The organism is Rhodococcus sp. H36-A4, assembly GCF_027158005.1.
In the GTDB taxonomy this organism is placed as follows: Bacteria; Actinomycetota; Actinomycetes; order Mycobacteriales; family Mycobacteriaceae; genus Rhodococcoides.
The window spans coordinates 276,577-293,654 of record NZ_JAPVLQ010000001.1 but is presented as its reverse complement, the minus strand read 5'-3'; the positions used below and the strand labels follow the sequence as shown (position 1 = coordinate 293,654).

15 protein-coding genes and 1 pseudogene are annotated in these 17,078 nt (G+C 63.2%); 11 read left to right on the top strand and 5 right to left on the bottom strand.

The features are described from left to right. The first annotated feature begins 16 nt into the window (after positions 1 to 16). The 8 genes from O1W68_RS01345 to O1W68_RS01310 all read left to right on the top strand — a co-directional run bounded on the left by O1W68_RS01345 (position 17) and on the right by O1W68_RS01310 (position 9,061). Positions 17 to 826: a LytR/AlgR family response regulator transcription factor gene (locus tag O1W68_RS01345; protein ID WP_269301099.1), complete on the top strand. Its 810-nt coding sequence runs from the start codon at positions 17 to 19 to the stop codon at positions 824 to 826. Continuing rightward, positions 823 to 1,188 carry a hypothetical protein gene (locus tag O1W68_RS01340; protein WP_269301098.1) on the top strand — a complete coding sequence of 122 codons (366 nt, stop codon included), beginning with the start codon at positions 823 to 825 and terminating at the stop codon, positions 1,186 to 1,188. Before O1W68_RS01345 ends, O1W68_RS01340 begins: the two co-directional genes overlap by 4 nt. A gap of 2 nt (positions 1,189 to 1,190) precedes the next feature. Beyond that, positions 1,191 to 2,924 (top strand): sodium/solute symporter, encoded by a 1,734-nt coding sequence (locus tag O1W68_RS01335; protein WP_269301097.1) that lies wholly within the window; start codon positions 1,191 to 1,193, stop codon positions 2,922 to 2,924. Between the two features lie 208 nt (positions 2,925 to 3,132). Further along, on the top strand, positions 3,133 to 3,432 hold the full coding sequence (locus O1W68_RS01330) for a DUF485 domain-containing protein (protein ID WP_136172466.1): 300 nt from the start codon (positions 3,133 to 3,135) through the stop codon (positions 3,430 to 3,432). Continuing rightward, positions 3,429 to 5,060, top strand: coding sequence for a solute symporter family protein (locus tag O1W68_RS01325; protein WP_269301096.1), 1,632 nt, complete (start codon positions 3,429 to 3,431; stop codon positions 5,058 to 5,060). The genes O1W68_RS01330 and O1W68_RS01325 overlap by 4 nt, the downstream gene beginning before the upstream one ends. An 80-nt stretch (positions 5,061 to 5,140) precedes the next feature. Next, positions 5,141 to 5,575, top strand: a complete 435-nt coding sequence (locus O1W68_RS01320) for a type II toxin-antitoxin system Rv0910 family toxin (RefSeq protein ID WP_269301095.1) — start codon at positions 5,141 to 5,143, stop codon at positions 5,573 to 5,575. 157 nt (positions 5,576 to 5,732) lie between these two features. After that, positions 5,733 to 7,313 (top strand): VWA domain-containing protein, encoded by a 1,581-nt coding sequence (locus tag O1W68_RS01315; protein ID WP_269301094.1) that lies wholly within the window; start codon positions 5,733 to 5,735, stop codon positions 7,311 to 7,313. Between the two features lie 98 nt (positions 7,314 to 7,411). Beyond that, the gene (locus O1W68_RS01310; RefSeq protein WP_269301093.1) at positions 7,412 to 9,061 is read left to right on the top strand and encodes a VWA domain-containing protein; all 1,650 of its coding nucleotides are present in this window, start codon (positions 7,412 to 7,414) and stop codon (positions 9,059 to 9,061) included. A gap of 14 nt (positions 9,062 to 9,075) precedes the next feature. Here the strand turns inward: O1W68_RS01310 and O1W68_RS01305 are convergent, their stop codons facing one another. Beyond that, positions 9,076 to 9,810, bottom strand: coding sequence for an energy-coupling factor transporter transmembrane component T family protein (locus O1W68_RS01305; protein WP_269301092.1), 735 nt, complete (start codon positions 9,808 to 9,810; stop codon positions 9,076 to 9,078). After that, positions 9,807 to 11,834: an ABC transporter ATP-binding protein gene (locus O1W68_RS01300; protein WP_269301091.1), complete on the bottom strand. Its 2,028-nt coding sequence runs from the start codon at positions 11,832 to 11,834 to the stop codon at positions 9,807 to 9,809. The genes O1W68_RS01305 and O1W68_RS01300 overlap by 4 nt, the downstream gene beginning before the upstream one ends. 63 nt (positions 11,835 to 11,897) lie before the next feature. Between O1W68_RS01300 and O1W68_RS01295 the strand changes: the two genes are divergently transcribed. Continuing rightward, positions 11,898 to 12,350 carry a GNAT family N-acetyltransferase gene (locus O1W68_RS01295; RefSeq protein ID WP_269301090.1) on the top strand — a complete coding sequence of 151 codons (453 nt, stop codon included), beginning with the start codon at positions 11,898 to 11,900 and terminating at the stop codon, positions 12,348 to 12,350. A gap of 63 nt (positions 12,351 to 12,413) precedes the next feature. On the opposite strand, the gene O1W68_RS01290 is transcribed toward O1W68_RS01295, so the two are convergent. Together O1W68_RS01290 and O1W68_RS01285 are read right to left on the bottom strand one after the other, a co-directional pair. Next, entirely contained in the window at positions 12,414 to 13,823 is a 1,410-nt protein-coding gene (locus O1W68_RS01290; RefSeq protein WP_269301089.1) for a DEAD/DEAH box helicase, read from the bottom strand. 256 nt (positions 13,824 to 14,079) lie between these two features. Continuing rightward, entirely contained in the window at positions 14,080 to 15,393 is a 1,314-nt protein-coding gene (locus O1W68_RS01285) for an HNH endonuclease (protein WP_269301088.1), read from the bottom strand. 144 nt (positions 15,394 to 15,537) lie between these two features. Between O1W68_RS01285 and O1W68_RS01280 the strand changes: the two are divergent. After that, positions 15,538 to 16,147: pseudogene (locus tag O1W68_RS01280) on the top strand (ClpP family protease). Continuing rightward, entirely contained in the window at positions 16,147 to 16,734 is a 588-nt protein-coding gene (locus O1W68_RS01275) for a ClpP family protease (RefSeq protein WP_084347730.1), read from the top strand. Before O1W68_RS01280 ends, O1W68_RS01275 begins: the two are co-directional and overlap by 1 nt. On the opposite strand, the gene O1W68_RS01270 is transcribed toward O1W68_RS01275, so the two are convergent. Further along, positions 16,731 to 17,069, bottom strand: a complete 339-nt coding sequence (locus O1W68_RS01270) for a helix-turn-helix domain-containing protein (protein ID WP_442972258.1) — start codon at positions 17,067 to 17,069, stop codon at positions 16,731 to 16,733. The two genes, O1W68_RS01275 and O1W68_RS01270, sit on opposite strands and share 4 nt — an antisense overlap. Between the last annotated feature and the right edge of the window lie 9 nt (positions 17,070 to 17,078).

The following is a 17,078-nucleotide window of genomic DNA, read 5'->3' as shown; positions in this document are numbered from 1 at the left end:
AACATGAGCTGCGCCCATGACTCCCACCCCCGACGCCCCGCCCCACCCTGGTCTCACCGTGCTCGCAGTCGACGATGAAAAACCTGCGCTCGACGAGCTCGCATACCTGTTGAGCAGGCAGGATGTCGTCGGCCAGGTCTACACGGCTTCGGACGCAACCACAGCGCTGCGACGGCTACAGCAGCAACCGGGCCCGTCCTCGCCCGTCGTCGATGCTGTATTTCTCGACATCAACATGCCGGGTCTCGACGGCTTGGAACTCGCTGGAATTCTCGCTAACTTCGCCCGGCCACCTGCCGTGGTGTTCGTGACCGCACACGAGAACCGTGCCGTTGCTGCGTTCGATCTCGGTGCCGTGGACTATCTGCTCAAACCCTTGCGCGAGGAGCGGCTCGCGGAGTCGTTGCGCAGGATCGTCGCTGCGAGTCGCCGCACCGACGGTCAGGAGTCTGCGGGGAGCGAGGAGATCATTCCCGTGGAACTCGGCGGCACCACCACGCTGGTGCAGCGCTCGTCCGTCGGGTGGGTCGAGGCGGAGGGTGACTATGCCAGGCTGCACACCACCGGGGGGTCGCACCTCGTCCGAATTCCGATCTCGACGCTCGAAAGCCGCTGGGCCGACATCGGATTTCTGCGGGTGCACCGTTCCTACCTCGTGTCCTTGGCATTGGTGACCGGTATCAGAAGCGTCGGATCGGGGCTGGTGGTCTGCCTACGATCCCAAGGCGAGCTTGCCGCCGTCGAGCTGCCGGTGAGCCGCAGACATGCCCGCGAGCTGAAGGATCGTCTCGTTCGCGGGCCGCTGCAGGCATGGTCCAAACCATGACGGATGCGAAGCCTGCGCGGCAGCGTGTGATCCTCGCGCAACGGCGTGGCGCAAGAATTGTTCGTACGCGCGTCGAAGTGCAGGAACAGACCGAAGTGGGCGACGCGATGGTGCGAAGCCTCGTGCGGGCGCAATTGTGGTTGTCGATCCGATCGGCCGCACTGACGTTGGGTGTACTGTTCGCGATTCCGCTTGTCGGACTGTTGGTTCCAGCCTTCGCCGATGCCGTGGTGTTCGGGATTCGACTGCCGTGGCTGGTGCTCGGCGTGCTGATCTACCCGTTGCTTCTCGGTGTGGGATGGGTCTACGTACGCCAGGCGGAGCGCAACGAACACGAGTTCACAGACCTCGTGGACGACTAGCCATGGCAGTGCCGTGGGTAACGGTGGCGGCGTTGTTGGCTGCCGCCGTCGCGACCGTTGCGATCGGAATCTACGGCGTCCGATTGGCCCGCACCACCTCCGATTTTCTTGTCGCGTCGCGTACCGTCGGGCCGCGTTGGAACGCTGCGGCGATCTCGGGGGAGTACCTCTCCGCGGCCTCGTTCCTCGGAGTCGCCGGGCTCATCGCCAAATACGGCGCCGACGCGCTGTGGTATCCGATCGGCTTCACCGCCGGCTACCTCGGCCTACTGTTGTTCGTCGCCGCACCGCTACGACGAAGTGGCGCGTACACCGTTCCCGACTTCGCCGAGTTCAGGCTGGGATCACTGTGGCTCCGCAAGCTCGCTATGGTGGTGGTCGTCGTCATCTGTGCGCTCTATCTGGTTCCGCAGTTCCAAGGCGCGGGGTTGACGCTGAACATTCTCCTCGGCGTGCCGGGGTGGGTCGGTGCAGCGTTGGTCGGTGTCATCGTCATCGCGAACGTGGTGGGCGGCGGTATGCGCTCGATCACCTTCGTGCAGGCGTTTCAGTACTGGCTCAAGTTGACTGCTGTTGCCGTCCCCGCCGTCGTCCTTGCGCTGCACTTCTACGGCGATGATCGCGTGGTGGGGAGTTCGGCTCCACCGACCGTGGACCGCGAGACCACCGTCGAGATCAGCACGGATGTTCTGGTGCAGGTGGATTCGCGCATCGAGGTGACCGTGTACGGCACAGTCGACGACGAACCGGTGGGCGGCAGGATTGCCCTCGACGCCGGCACGCATGAACTGGGTGAGGGGACATCGCTGATTCTCGACGCCGATTCACCGGTGCCGGTGGTCGCAGGTGCGCCGACGATCGATCGCGAATGGGCGTCGCCCGGTGGGGGTCTCGGCGGAACGCATCCGATGTATCAGGTCTATTCGCTGATTCTCGCGACGTTCCTCGGCACCCTGGGTCTTCCGCACGTGTTGGTGCGGTTCTATACCAACCCCGACGGGCGTGCAGCCCGGCTGACCTCGCTCACCGTGCTCGGCCTCCTGAGTGTCTTCTACCTGTTTCCCACGCTGCTCGGAGTGTTCGCGCGCTTGTACGTGCCACAGCTGCTGATCACCGGAGCTTCCGATGCGGCCGTTCTGCTGTTGCCGGGTTCGGTGCTGTCCGGGATAGGTGGACAACTGCTTGCTGCCCTCGTCGCGGCCGGTGCGATCGCTGCATTCCTGTCCACGTCCTCGGGCCTGTTGGTGAGCATCGCCGGGGTGCTGAGCACCGACGTATTGCGGGGCAGAGTCCGAGACTTCCGCATCGCTGCGATTCTTGCGGGGGTGGGCCCGCTGATTCTGTCCCTTGGACTGGTCTCGCTCGACTTGTCCAGGACGGTGGGTCTGGTTTTCGCCGTCGCCGCGTCGACGCTGTGTCCGCTGCTCGTGCTCGGTATCTGGTGGCGCGGCCTGACTCCGGCCGGGGCGGCATCCGGACTGATCGGTGGCGGAGTCCTCTCGCTCGGCGCCGCGTCGTTGTCGATCTTCGGCATTCCGGACCGACTGTGGGGCGGTTGGGCTACAGCGATTCTGGGCTACCCGGCTGCCGTCAGCGTGCCGATCGCGTTCGCTCTGATGATAGTGGTGAGCAAAGCGACGTCGTCGTCGATTCCGGCCGACGTCGGCCGAATCTTCACCAGGCTTCATGCACCCGAACGTCTCGGCGTGGGGCGCGACCGTGAGCAGGAGTTGTGAGCCCGTTCGCCGTTGTCATACGACCGTTCGGCGCACAACCCGACAGCTGAGCGTGTGATCGCCACTACGGCATCGTTTTGTGAGCTGGCTCTCATACTGTTTCCCCTCAGATGTGAGTCACAGCCCGTGACGAGCTAGATGAGGAGCTGACAAGGTGACACGACCGGATACTTCACCGCCGCCACCGGATGCGCAGGCATTCATCGACATGCAGGCGAGTCCGGAGTTTCAGGAGCTACGACGTAGATTGCGCAGCTTCGTCTTTCCGATGACGGCATTCTTTCTCCTCTGGTACCTCGTGTATGTCTTGCTCAGCACCTATGCGACGGGCTTCATGTCCACTCTCGTGTGGGGAAACATCAACATCGGCCTGTTGCTCGGTCTAGGACAGTTCGTCACCACCTTCGCGATCACCGGCATCTACGTGAGATTCGCGAACCGTGAACTCGATCCACGCGCGCTGGCCCTGCGTACCGAGATGGAAGCCTCCCAGGAGTTGAAGCGATGAATCTCGCGCAAGCAGCAGACACGACAGTCGGCGAGCCGATAGTCAACATCTCCATTTTCGTGGCCTTCGTGCTCATCACGATGGTCGTCGTCATCCGGGCCAGCAAGAAGAACACCACGGCGTCGGAGTTCTTCACCGCAGGCGGTGGATTCTCCGGACCGCAGAACGGTATCGCGATTGCCGGTGACTACCTTTCTGCCGCAAGCTTCCTCGGTATCGCAGGCGCGATCGCCGTCTACGGGTACGACGGCTTTCTGTATTCCATCGGCTTCCTCGTCGCGTGGCTCGTCGCCTTGCTGCTGGTCGCCGAATTGCTCAGGAACACAGGTAAATTCACGATGGCAGACGTCTTGAGCTTCCGGCTGCGGCAGGGGCCGGTTCGCACGGCTGCTGCACTGTCGACGCTGACGGTCTCGCTGTTCTATCTGCTGGCGCAGATGGCAGGCGCGGGCGGTCTCGTTGCCCTCCTTCTCGATATCTCCGACCGCACCGGTCAGTCGATCGTCATCGCGATCGTCGGTGTGCTGATGATTGCGTACGTCCTCATCGGCGGAATGAAGGGCACGACCTGGGTGCAGATCATCAAGGCGGTGCTCTTGATCGTCGGCGCCGCATTCATGACCGTTCTCGTGCTGGCGAAGTTCGGACTCAACTTCTCCGAGCTCATCGGTAGTGCACAGGCCATGGTGTCCGGATCCGCCGACGCCACAGTCGCCGCACGCGACATCATCGAGCCGGGTGCGCAGTACGGCGGCAGCGCGACGTCGAAGATCAACTTCCTCTCGCTCGGTATCGCACTGGTTCTCGGAACCGCGGGTCTGCCGCACGTCCTCATGCGCTTCTACACGGTGCCTACCGCGAAAGAAGCTCGACGCAGTGTCGTGTGGGCGATCGCCCTCATCGGTGCGTTCTACCTGTTCACCCTCGTCCTCGGTTACGGCGCCGCCGCGATCGTCGGACCGGACCGGATCCTCGCGTCGGCAGGTGGCCAGAACTCCGCTGCACCACTGCTCGCCTTCGAACTCGGTGGCGTAATCCTCCTCGGCGTCATCTCGGCAGTAGCGTTCGCGACGATCCTTGCCGTCGTCGCAGGATTGACGATCACCGCGTCGGCATCCTTCGCCCATGACATCTACGCCAGCGTCATCAAGAAGGGCAACGTCGACGAGAAGAAGCAGGTCAAGGTTTCGCGCATCACGGCCGTCGTCATCGGTGTCATCGCCATCGGCCTCGGAATCCTTGCCAACGGTCAGAACATCGCATTCCTCGTGGCACTGGCATTCGCCGTCGCTGCGGCAGCGAACCTTCCGACCATCCTGTACTCGTTGTTCTGGCGTCGGTTCAACACCACCGGCGCACTGTTCAGCATGTACGGCGGTTTGATCTCGACCATCGTCCTGATCATCTTCTCGCCTGCAGTGTCCGGCTCGAAGACCTCGATGATCCCCGGATCGGATTTCGCATGGTTCCCGCTGTCGAACCCGGGCATCGTATCGATCCCGCTCGCGTTCATCCTCGGCATCGTCGGCACGTTGATTTCGAAGGATTCGGAGAGTAGGGCGAAGCAGGCCGAGATGGAGGTCCGTTCGTTGACCGGCATCGGAGCAGAGAAGGCCTCAGCTCACTGACCTTGGGTTTTACCAATCGAGACGCCCGTGTATGTGCTCCTCACACGGGCGTCTCGACATGTCCGGCTACCATCCGTGCTGTGGCCAAGCTCAAAGTGACCGCCGACGTCCCCCTCGACCCGGCACAAACGTGGACGCATGCGTCCGATCTCTCCGACTACGACAAGTGGCTTTCCATCCACGAGGCGTGGCGCGGTGAGCTACCCGCCGAGCTCGCCGTCGGCACCACGCTGGACTCGGTCGCCAGTGTCAAAGGCATGCGCAATCGGGTGCGCTGGACCATCGAAAGCTACGACCCGCCGAACAAGCTGAAGCTGAAGGGCAACGGCAAAGGCGGCGTCAAGATCGCTCTCGTTCTATCGGTGAGCGCCGGCCGAAACGGCGGGTCGCAGTTGACTCTCGACATCGATCTCGGTGGCGCACCCCTGTTCGGTCCCATCGGCTCTGGCGTTGCCCGAGCTCTGAAAGGGGACATCGAGAACTCGTTGAAGACCTTCGAGTCGCTCTACGCATAACGCGTGCAGGTCAAAGCCGCGATACGCTTCGGCGAGCCGCGCAGTGGGGGTCTGATCGGAGGCTCTCGCTCATACGGAGAGGTTCTTCACAATGCCCGGTAGACACAGTCCAGCGAAACATAGTGCCGCGCGCTCGGCCGCCAACTCGACAGGATTGATGAAGTACGGCGTTCTCGCCGTCGTACTTCTGGTGATCGTCGGCGTCGGAGTCTTCGCCGCGCAGAAAGCGTTCGGGTCCGGGTGCAAGGATCCATCCACCTACACCCTTGCTGCCGATCCGGCGATCGCGAGCGTAGTGCAGGACGTGATCGACGACACGTCGGCCGAGGATCTCGGTTGCGCGAACATCGAGGTGACGGCCACCGACTCTGGAGAGGCATCCGCTGCCGTGTCCAAGGGCGTGGACGTCCCCTCGCTGTGGATACCGGATTCGGCACTCTGGGTGGGTAAGTCTGTGCGGGCCACCGGCTCGCTCGTCGATCTTGCCAGCCAGTCGGTCGCGAGCTCGCCTGCGGTGATCGCCGCTCGTCGAGACGAAGTGCCGTTCTTCGACACCTGGCTCACCGCGCTACAACTCAAAAGTCTCCGAATCGGAAATCCGTTGACCAACACCATTTCCGACGCCGCGATCCTCGCTGCCCTCGCCGAAGCAGGTGCAGACGCAGTCACAGTCGACTCCGTGTCCGCTGCCCTGGTCCCGATCGCGCAGGCGCAGGCTTCGACGAGAGGCGAAGCAGATCCGGTTGTTCGCCTCGACGACATGTCTACCGATGGTGGCGTTTCCGTCGTCTCCGAACAGACGCTGGTGAACTACGAGAAATCGACCGGCACCGAACTCGGTGCCACGACACCGCCGACGGGAAGCTTCTTCCTGAATTTCCCACTCGCCGTCACCGAACCCGCCGGTGATTCTCACGAGAGCGCCAAGACCGTCGGGCTCGCCGTCGCCGAGGCACTCGCCTCCTCTTCCGGCCTGGCAGCGCTGTCCGACGCGGGCTTCCGTCCACCGGGCAACACACCTCTCAGCGACGGCCGCGGTGTCGGAAAGATCCTGACATTGACCATCGCCGACCAGCAGACCGCCGAGGCGACGTTGCGGCAGTATCAAGTACTCGCGCTGCCGTCGCGGACTCTGGTGATGGAGGACGTTTCCGGTTCGATGGCCTACGGTGCCGGAGCGGATACGCGCATCGGATTGACGGTTCAAGCCAGCGAAACGGGAAGCAAGCTGTTCCCCAACAATGCGGCGATGGGGCTGTGGGCATTCTCGATCGGCCTCGGCGGCGGGAGTCAGGACTACAAAGAACTGGTTCCGATTCGCCGTCTCGACGAAGACGTGAACGGGACCTCGCAACGCAACCTCGTCGTCCAGCAGATCGACACCCTCCCGGGTCTCGTCGGCGGCGGTACCGGCTTGTACGACACGACTCTTGCAGCATTCCGCAAGGTCAAAGAGGGATACGATCCCGACTACATCAACAGCGTCATCATCCTGACCGACGGTTCCAACGAGGATCCCGGCAGCGTCGGACTCGAGGAGTTGCTGTCCACACTCCGCTCGGAGCAGGATCCGACGAAGCCGGTCATCATCGTCACCATCGGCATCACCGACGACGCCGACGCTGGAGTTCTTCAACAGATCTCTGCAGCCACCGGCGGTACAAGCTTTTTGGCTCGAAATCCAGCAGAAATTCCCAACGTGTTCGTGAATGCTCTCAAAAGTCGATCAGGTCGCTGATTTTTGGGCATTTTTGGGGTAAGCGTATCCACAGGTCGCATTTTGGTGCATGATGCAGGTCGCTGATAAATAGCTGACCAACGGGGGAGTGCGCGGAAATGTCTGGGCGTCACGGAACAGGAACTCGGAGCACTCCGGCTGCAAAATGGGCCGCGGTTGTGGTGGTGGCCGTCGTGGTCGTCGTGGGCGGGTACTTCGGAGTCCAGGCCGTACGCGCGACAGTTGCAGGTTGCGATTCCACGGGCCAGGTATCGCTGGCCGTGGACCCGACCATCGAGCCGGTCGTAACCGAGGTGTTGACCCGGTCCAGTGAGCTCGACCGCGGTTGTACCGATTTCGAGGTTCGCGCCGAGGCACCGACCGATACCGCAACGGAGCTTGCCGGTGCCGATGGCAGTCGGCCCGACCTGTGGATTCCCGATTCGACGCTCTGGTTGCTCAAGACACTCCGCTCGACGGGGGCACTACCGGAAGTTGCGAAGTCCTCGGTCGCCAAAACGCTGCCGGTCTTGGTCACACGCCAAGGCGAAGCTCCCACGGCACAGAACTGGTTACAGGTTCTGCAGACTCCGCAGCAGCGAATCGGAGATCCGCTCAACAGCAGCGCGTCGATTTCCTCCATCCTCGGAGCGTTGGCCGAATCCGAGGTTGCGATCTCCGATCCGAAGGCAGTCTCGGCAGCACTCGTTCCTATCGCCCAGGATTACGGGCGAATCGCAGACACCCCGCACGACACGACCGACCTGGTCGCGCAGGTCGCTGCAGAGGGAGGCAGCAGTGTCGCCACCGAACAGAGCGTGGTGGCCTACAACGAAGCCAACCCGCAGGCGTCTCTGCTCGCGTCGGTTCCGCCGACCGGCAGCTACTTCTTGGACTACCCGCTTGCCGTGACTGCGGCAATGGGGCCGGATTACGACGCCGCGAAGAAGGCCGGGGCTGCCCTGGCCTCGCTGTTGGCAAACTCGGCGACAGCCGATGCCCTGCTCGACGCAGGTTTTCGACAGGCCAGCGGAACTCCGTTGACCGACGGCACCGGTGTCGGGTCGGCCGCCGCCCTCGAACTGAAGAATCCACTTTCCATCGAATCGACGCTGCGCGACTGGTCGGTGCTGGCCCTGCCACTGCGGACAGTTGTGGTCGAAGACGTGTCCGGGTCGATGGCAGCCAAGTCGGGTGACTCGACCCGCATCGCACTGACCGTGGAAGCCAGTCTCGGCGGTAACGCACTGTTCAACTCGCAAGCAGAGATGGGCTTGTGGGCGTTCTCGATCGGCCTCGGCGGAGGTAGTCAGGACTATCGGGAACTGGTCCCTATAGGACCTCAAAGCAACGTCGTCAACGGACTTCCCCAGCGTGACGCAATCCTCGCAGGCATTCGGTCGCTGCCGTCGTTGGTCGGCGGGGGCACTGGTCTCTACGACACGACGCTCGCTGCCTTCCGCAATGTCAAAGCAGGCTACAACCCCAACTTCGTCAACAGCGTCATTCTCTTGACCGATGGTGCCAACGAGGATGCAGGTAGTCCGAGTCTCGACGACTTGATCGCCACGCTGCAGCGTGAGCAGGATCCGGTTCGGCCGGTGGTCATCGTGACCGTCGGCATCACGACGGACGCGGACCCTGTTGCCTTGCAGAAGATTTCCGCGGCTACTGGCGGAACGAGCTACATCGCCGAGGACCCGCGCGACATCCCCGACGTGTTCGTGAAAGCGCTCAACAGTCGAACCCAACGTATCGGCGGGGAATAGCTGCACCGCTCTGCTCAGAACGCGAACGTGACCACCAAGGCTGCGGCGCAGCTGAGCACGACGACGGTGAACGCAATGACGTCGGGCAGGTGTGGCCGGCTGGGGTAGGCGGTTATCTGTCCAGCGCCGCCGCGGGCCGTGATGGCCTCGCCCATTTCCGTGGCGCGTCGGATGGCAATGGACATCGTTGCGGTGATGAGGTCGACGATCGAATTGTCCGCGACGCTGTTGAGGACCGATTTGGGGCGCAGGCGTCGGGCAGCGATCATGACGCGCATTTCCTCGATCAACAACGGAAGCGAACGTAGGCACAATGCGACGGTCGCGGCCCATTCGTCGACCGGCAACCTCAGCTTCTTCAACGGCGTTCCGAGAATGGAGACGGCGGGTGCGATATCGCTCATCGACGTCGTCCAACCGATCATCAGTGACGCTCCGAGTAGCACGAATGCGAACACCATTGCCCGCAGAAACAGCAGCACCGCCGAGAACCCCAACGGGGCGTTGATGAGTGCGCCGATCAGAAAGAGAACCCAGATCAACTTCGGCGGGCGGGGTATCGCGGTAGGCGGCACGCGCGCGATGATCGCGGTGACTACCAGCAGGCCGACGACGATCCCGAGTGCCGGCCACGATGGCGCGATCAGCAGCATGATGCTGATGAGCACCACCGACATCAGCTTCGTGCCGGCCCACAGCCGGTGGATCGGCGAGTGTCGCGGAACTTGGCGCAGTACAACAGTTGTCACGACGACACTCCGCGGGTTGTCGTTTCGGACGTGATGCGCCCGCCGGCAAGGGTGATCGTTCGGTCGCACACGCTGTCGATACCGTCGATGTCGTGCGAAATGACTATTATCGCGATTCCCTGACGTCGTAGTTGACCGAGCACACCGATGATGTCGGTTCGTCCCGGCGGATCGAGTCCTGCGAGCGGTTCGTCGAGAACGAGCACCCGAGGCTTGTTCACTACGAGTCCGGCGATGACGACTCGACGCATCTGTCCGCCGCTGAGTGAATCGATCTCTCGACCTGCGAGCAGTCGATCCAAGCCGACCGCGTCCATTGCGCGAGAGACATGCATGGAACCCACTTCTGGGCCACCGGCAGCCGCGATGTCCTCTGCGACCGTGCGGCGCTGAAGTTGTAGCCGTGAGTGTTGAAACGCCAGACCTACGACACCGACCTTGTCCGACACCGGAGAACCTTCGAAATCTGCGGTCCCGGTCGACGGCTTGGTCAGTCCAGCGAGAATCCATGCGAGCGTGGACTTTCCGGATCCATTGCCGCCCAGGACAAGCAGCCCGTCGCCTGCATGCACAGTCAGGTCGATTCCGGTGAGCGCCACCTGCGACCACGGTGTACGTCTGTTGTAGGTGTGCCCGACGCCTCGGAGAGCCATGATCGGTGGTCCGGCACGAAAGTGGGTGGCCGCCGGGTCGAAGATCGCGGTACGCATCCATTCGGCGCTGTGCTGCACCTGTGCCCCGCCGTGAAGATGGACCACACGATCGGCCGCGGCCGTCTCCAGTTCCTGGTGCGTCACGAGTACGACGGACATCCGGTGTCGAGTGGGGAGATCGGCCAGCAGCGCCACCAGGCTCGCTCGGCCGGCGGCGTCCACCATCGTGGTTGCTTCGTCGGCGATCAGCAATGCGGGGCGTCGCGCCAGTGCAGCCGCGACTGCCAGCCGTTGCATTTCACCGCCGGACAGTGTCGAGGTGTCGCGTGCTCCCATTCCGCCCAGACCCACTTCGATCAGGAGTGCGTCGATATCGGTTTCGGCGTCTACGGGCAGACCCCATACGACGTCGTCACCGACGCGGCTGCCGAGGATCTGACTCTCCGGCCGCTGCAGAACTACCGCTGTTCCACCTGCCAGACCCAAACCGGCAACACCGGGGCGGTCCACAGTCCCGGTGGTGGGTGTACGCCCCGCGAGAATACGTGTCAGCGTCGACTTGCCGGACCCGTTGTGTCCCACCACGGCTACGAACTCTCCGAAATCGACAATGAGGTCGAGGCCTTGTAAGGCTGCGGTGCGGGAGCCGTCGTAGCTGAAGCCGACGTTGTTCAACCGGACCGGTAGCGGTGCGACCACCCCATCGACCGCGGCAGGCAAATGATCGGCGACGGGGATGGTCGAGAGGCGGTCGAGAATGGCTCCGAGGATCAGCCACGTGAAGAACACTCCGACGACGATGCTGAATATCGCGGTGCCGAGTATCCACCACCACCAGTTGTCCAGCACCGCACCCACACCCGCACGCAACGTGTCCGCGGCAGGGACCAGAAGTTCGGTCCTCGACATCAGTCGGGCAACGCCCTCGATGGTGTTCTCGATTGTCTTCAGAAACAACTCACGCAATGGTGCCAACACGAACAACACGGCCACCGTCACCAGACCGATTGCGGGCCCGACGACCGCTGAGGTGACAAGCACTCGGAACAGTCCATGACCGAGACGTTTGGCCCGGCCCACCATCCCGCCGAGAAGAGCGGCCGTGGCCACGGTGACAGCCGTCGACCACCCAGCAGCGACGAAGGCGACGAGAGTCCCGGCTACAGCTGCCGAGACGAGCACCCGAGTGCGATGGCGTTGCGCAACGACAGCCATCGGTACAGCAGCTACGATCTGTAACGCGGTGGCCAGCGGAACCACCATCGCAACCACCGAGAGAGCGACTGCAAAGCTGCTCATCACGGCGGCCGTCGCGAGTTCGACAGGCGTCAGCGCAGTCGACGTGCGGTGTTCGGTGCGGCTTTCGGTCACCGGTCCAGTGTGCCAGCATCGTCCTTACACTCACGCCAACAGGAACCAGAGAGGCGTACCCGAGTGATCACGGTGGAAGAAGAAGGCTGGGATACCCCGGCCGGGGCGCAATTACGAGCCGCTCAGCGGGCGGAGTTGGATGCTCGCTACGGAAACAGCAGCCACGAACCTGGGATGCCACCGTCCGGGGAGGACATGTTGGTATTCGTCGTCGCGCGCGACGATTCGTCGGTGGGCGTCGGGTGCGGGGGATTTCGGTTGCTCGGGGGCGAGGAAGCGGAGATCAAGCGGATGTACGTCATTCCCGCCGAGCGCGGACGCGGCGTATCGGTCGCCATCTTGCGCAAACTAGAAGAGAGCGCGCGAACTCACGGTATCCACACTCTCAAGTTGGAAACCGGATCGCGTCAACTGGACGCCATCAGATTCTTCGAGCGGGAGGGTTACACCAGAATCGAGCCATTCGGCCCGTACGTCGATGCCCTGACCTCGATCTGCTACGCCCGCACGCTGTAACCGAGTCCGAAAACGACTGTGCGCGCGCAACCATCGGTTGCGCGCGCACAGTCTTCGTTGGATCTAGCGAGTACGGCTCGCGGCAGGACCTGCGGGACGACGACTACGTCCTCCTCCGCCGCCGCCGGCTGCGTGCTGGCGTGCTGCACCGCCTTGACTGCCCTGGCCCTGGCCCTGACCGCCACCACCGCCACTGCGACGCGGAGCGCCGCCGCTGCGAGGGTTGCTGCTGCGTGAGCCCCCATTGCCGCGTGGGCTGCCCTGACGAGGCTGCTGAACGGCCTTGACTGGGACGGGCTCGACATATCGAGCTTGCTCGCCGACGAGTTCGGACACCTGAGGTGAGTCGGCCGTGACGCGGACCGGGGTCACCTTGATGTTGGCCTTGCGCAGGAGGATTGCGGTGTCCTTGCGCTGCTCCGGGAGAACGACGGTCACGACATCTCCGGCGCTTCCCGCGCGAGCGGTGCGGCCCGAGCGGTGCAGGTATGCCTTGTGCTCGGCAGGCGGATCCACGTGCACGACGAGCTGAACGTCATCGACGTGCACACCGCGAGCGGCGACGTCGGTGGCGACGAGTACGCGCGCCGAACCCGAGGAGAATGCGAGTAGGTTGCGGTCACGTGCACCCTGAGAGAGGTTGCCGTGCAAGTCGACCGACGGGATTCCAGCTTCGGTGAGCTGCTTGGCGAGCTTGCGAGCCTGATGCTTGGTCCGCATGAACAGGATGCGACGTCCGGTGCCCGAAGCCAGCTGCTGCACGAGCTTCTTCTTCGCTTCGACACCGTCGACCTCGAAGACGCTGTGCGTCATGGCTTCTACGTGTGAATCGACTTCGTCGACGGAGTGCGTCACCTGGTCGGTGAGGAACCGCTTGACGAGCTTGTCGACGCCGTTGTCGAGCGTCGCCGAGAACAGGAGACGCTGACCCTTCGGTGGGGTGGCGGCGAGAATTCGAGTCACCACCGGAAGGAACCCGAGGTCGGCCATGTGGTCGGCTTCGTCGAGAACGGTGATCTGCACGCCGTCGAGTGAGACGTGGCGCTGCTTCATCAGGTCTTCGAGCCGACCCGGGCAGGCGACGACGATGTCGACGCCACCCTTGAGGGCGGATACCTGACGGTTCTGCGAGACGCCACCGAAAATGGTGGTGACGCTGAGCCTGTACGCCGCGGCCAACGGTTCGATTGCGGCGGCGATCTGTGTTGCCAGCTCGCGGGTGGGGGCAAGGATCAGTCCGCGTGGGCGGCCTGGCTTGCGGTTACCTGGGAGCTGTCCGGCGAGGCGGGCAACCATGGGGATCGAGAAAGCGAGGGTCTTGCCACTGCCCGTCTTTCCGCGGCCGAGAACGTCGCGTCCTACAAGGGTGTCGGGGAGTGTGTCAGCCTGGATCGGGAAGGCGTCGACCTTGCCCTGGCTGGAGAGAACTTCGGCGAGCGCGTTCGGAACGCCGAGTGAAGCAAAGGTAGTCATAACGATGTGATGCGCCTTTCGGGCAAGGTGTTGCACCAGGGGCTGTACGCCCGACAAGTGCAAAGGGGTGGCGAGACTGCCGGTGGGCAGTTTCGATCGCCGTAAGAAAAGCCTGTGCGCGGTGCACATGGACTACGCGGCCGGAGCCGGGCGGAAGTAGAAGCATTCCACGACGTCTGACGTGCAGCTACGCGCGTCGATGACCAGTGTAACCGGTGGCGCTGTCGTTTCCTTCCCGGAGTGACCCATCAGGCATCTACGCCGCGGAGAGGTCGATCACCAACTCTTGCTCGATGAACGACGGGTAGCTGATGACCACGGGCATCGGCGGCGCTGTCGGGCTGTACTTGTGCCCGGTCGGTGTGGTCATGTCGTAGATGTGGATGACGCCGGGCTTCCGTGCTTTTCGAGGTTCGGCACTCCACCCATCTGCTTCCTTGGCGTGATTGCATGCGGCGCACAAGCCTGCACCGTTGTTCGCGCTGGTGTCGCCTCCGCGTGCGTAGGACCGAATGTGGTCGTGGTGACGAATCGGTGCGTCGCACCACGGTGTTCGGCACGTTCGATCACGCAGGTCGATCAATCGGGCCAGCGCTGCCGGGAAGATTCGAGCTTTCGATTCCATCGAGGTGAGCGCGCCGGTCGAGGGGGTGGCATACACCCTGCGGAGCTCTACCCGGGTGGTGTCCGCGCACGCTGTGCCTACCAACTTGCGGGCGATGACCGCAGGGATCTCTCCGTATCCCTGCAGGTGGGCAGGGACGGTGCTGTCGGCGAGAAGAGTCGTGTCGGCGATCACGAGGTTGACCGACACCGGTGCACCCGCGCCCGCTGATGTCGTTCCGGTGATGCGCTCGTACGCCAGATCGGCCATGATCTGGTCTCTGGTTCGGCTCTCTCCGCCGGCGTTGATGATCGAGTCGGCGTCACGTCGGAGGGTCGCCCACATGCAGACGGCACGATCCATCGATGTCACCGTGGTGAATTGGCACATGAAGTCCGGTTGCGGTCGAGTGCTGGTGCGGCGCGCCGAGAACGCCTTTTCGAAGCGCTTCACTACCGACGCGGGATCGAGTTCAGCGGCCATCGCGCGGGCCCTCGCGGCGATGGCGTCGTCACCGAGTCCATTCAGGATGTGCCCGTCCGCACACAGTCGTCTATCGATGACCTGCCGGTCCTCGAACGTCAAACATGCTGTCTCTCTGGCGATCAGGATGGCGCGATACTCGTTGAGCTCACCGCCGCGTAGTCGGTCGAGCGTGTGCGGCATCTCGTGCACGAGTGATCGTGCCAATCCGAGGAAGGTGGCACCCTTGTTCGGGGACACGCGCCGCGCGAGTCCGATCTGCGAGGCGAGGCCTGCCCGCCACTGCGCTTTGGGTTTTCCGAGCGCCTTCCGTTGCTCGCTGATCGAGACGGCGACGGCATCGGTGGCCACAGCCTGGGCTGCTGCGCACGCGCAGGTTGCGGTCTCCAGTGCGGTGATCAGGTCGATACCGGTGGCCGCGTCGGGCACGGGTTTCAGCTCGTTCAGTCGCGCCACGAACTCCATTACCTCGGATACCTGCATGAGATCCCCCAATCTCGAACGTATGTTCGACTATATCGAACCTCGGCCGAATCTGCAATCCCCACTGAAGTCGACGACCTACCCCTCCGCTGCTGTGAGCAGAGATGTTGGTGCGCAAAGGTTCTCGTGAGCAATAGTGGAGCCATGGCCGACTCGACACCGCAAATGTTCTCCTCCGACCTCCGTCGACAGCTGTTGCGTCATCGAGTGCTCGTCCTCGATGGTGCACTCGACTACGACAACGGGACCGTCTTTGACCGCCCATCTGCTGACCCTCGCCGCCGAGAGTGCCTCGGCCGACATTGCTTTGTGGATCCACTCGCCGGGCGCTTCGGTTCCAGCGATGCTCGTTCTCCGTGATGTGATGCGCCTGGTGCCGTGCAACGTATCGACACTTGCCCTCGGATTAGCCTGCAGCGCCGGGCAATTCCTTCTATCTTCGGGTACCCATGGAAAGCGTTACGCCTTACTGCACGCCCGGATTCTGATGCACCAAGGTTCTGGGGGCATCGGCGGTTCGGCGGTCGAAGTGGAGGTGCAGGCAAACGACCTACGGCAGACCCGTGACACGGTGCTCGGTCTCATCGCCGAGGACACCGGACAATCGCCTGAGCAGATTTTCGACGACTCGCTGCACGATCGCTGGTTCACCGCCGCAGCTGCACTCGAGTACGGATTCGTCGACGCAGTCGTCGACTCGTTCGATCAGGTGATGCCAGCTCGTCGCATGCCGGTCGGGATGGGGGTGCAGTGATGAGCTCGTACACCATTCCCAATGTCATCACACGAGATTCACGCGGCGAACGCGTCGTTGATGTCTACTCGCATCTACTTAGTGAACGCATCGTCTACCTCGGGACCGGCATCGATGCCGGTGTTGCGAATGCACTGATTGCGCAGTTGTTGCATCTCGAGGCGGACTCGCCCGACCGGGAGATATCGATGTACATCAACTGTGAGGGCGGCGACACCGCAGCCATGCTCGCGGTGTACGACACCATGCAGTTCATCGGATCTGCCGTTGCAACTACATGTGTCGGTCAGGCGGTCGCAGCGGGAGCGGTCCTGCTTGCCGCAGGTGCACCGGGACGTCGATCTGCGTTGACCCACAGTCGGGTGGTCTTGCATCAACCGGCAGCGCAAGGTCGCGGCACCATCCCGGACCTCATTTTGGCGGCTGACGAGGTGGTGCGCGTGCGCTCGGAGATGGAGGCGATACTCGCCGAGCACACCGGCCGAGATGTTGCGACGCTGCGACACGACACCGACCGAGACTTGGTGCTGACCGCGTCGGCAGCCCTCGACTACGGAATCGTCGACCAGGTTCTGAAGAACCGCTAAGCGGCGAGCATTCTCACGCCACCCCGGGCGAGATCCTGGTGCGCGAGGCCTGCGATCTCCGCAATGGACGTCCCCAGCGCACCGACGACGGCCGCGAGGATCTCGCTCGACGGATCCTTGCGGCCACGTTCAACTTCGGAAAGATACTGCGGTGAAATGCCGGCGCGAGTGGCGGTGTCGGACAAAGTGTCGCCGCGGGAGTGTCGGCGTTCACGTAGGCGACGGCCCACCACCTCGCGCCACAACGGTTCCATGGCCGTCACCCGGCCGAGTGGCTTCGCTGTGTCAGGAGTGCGCGGCGGCCGGCGCGATTCGATGCTGATGACCTCACCCATGGGCCGAAC

Bases quoted from the DNA above. Each gene is read 5' to 3' on its own strand.
- O1W68_RS01325 (WP_269301096.1), top strand. From the start codon at position 3,429: ATGAATCTCGCGCAAGCAGCAGACACGACAGTCGGCGAGCCGATAGTC.
- O1W68_RS01275 (WP_084347730.1), top strand. From the start codon at position 16,147: ATGAGCTCGTACACCATTCCCAATGTCATCACACGAGATTCACGCGGC.
- O1W68_RS01345 (WP_269301099.1), top strand. From the start codon at position 17: ATGACTCCCACCCCCGACGCCCCGCCCCACCCTGGTCTCACCGTGCTC.
- O1W68_RS01270 (WP_442972258.1), bottom strand. From the start codon at position 17,069: ATGGGTGAGGTCATCAGCATCGAATCGCGCCGGCCGCCGCGCACTCCT.
- O1W68_RS01335 (WP_269301097.1), top strand. From the start codon at position 1,191: ATGGCAGTGCCGTGGGTAACGGTGGCGGCGTTGTTGGCTGCCGCCGTC.
- O1W68_RS01330 (WP_136172466.1), top strand. From the start codon at position 3,133: ATGCAGGCGAGTCCGGAGTTTCAGGAGCTACGACGTAGATTGCGCAGC.
- O1W68_RS01285 (WP_269301088.1), bottom strand. From the start codon at position 15,393: ATGCAGGTATCCGAGGTAATGGAGTTCGTGGCGCGACTGAACGAGCTG.
- O1W68_RS01290 (WP_269301089.1), bottom strand. From the start codon at position 13,823: ATGACTACCTTTGCTTCACTCGGCGTTCCGAACGCGCTCGCCGAAGTT.
- O1W68_RS01340 (WP_269301098.1), top strand. From the start codon at position 823: ATGACGGATGCGAAGCCTGCGCGGCAGCGTGTGATCCTCGCGCAACGG.
- O1W68_RS01315 (WP_269301094.1), top strand. From the start codon at position 5,733: ATGAAGTACGGCGTTCTCGCCGTCGTACTTCTGGTGATCGTCGGCGTC.
- O1W68_RS01310 (WP_269301093.1), top strand. From the start codon at position 7,412: ATGTCTGGGCGTCACGGAACAGGAACTCGGAGCACTCCGGCTGCAAAA.